Here is a 317-nt window from a genome sequence, read left to right as displayed (position 1 = left end):
CCATGCGCGAGTGCCAGCAGCCGCGGTAATACGGAGGGTGCAAGCGTTATCCGGATTTATTGGGTTTAAAGGGTGCGCAGGCGGAGGATTAAGTCAGTGGTGAAATCTCACAGCTCAACTGTGAAACTGCCATTGAAACTGATTTTCTTGAATACGGTTGAGGTAGGCGGAATACGTTATGTAGCGGTGAAATGCTTAGATATAACGTAGAACACCGATTGCGAAGGCAGCTTACTAAGCCGTTATTGACGCTGAGGCACGAAAGCGTGGGGAGCGAACAGGATTAGAAACCCTGGTAGTCCCGGCGCTGAGAGATC

The 317-nt window shown here is 50.5% G+C and carries 1 rRNA gene; it reads left to right on the top strand.

Annotation, left to right across the window (positions count from 1 at the left end):
• Positions 1-317: ribosomal RNA gene (locus Ga0451573_RS19065) — 16S ribosomal RNA — on the top strand; the annotation flags it as partial.

It is taken from the genome of Phosphitispora fastidiosa, assembly GCF_019008365.1.
In the GTDB taxonomy this organism is placed as follows: domain Bacteria; phylum Bacillota; class Thermincolia; order Thermincolales; family UBA2595; genus Phosphitispora; species Phosphitispora fastidiosa.
Note: the sequence above shows the minus strand (reverse complement) of the source record. Positions and strands in the feature narration are given on the sequence as shown.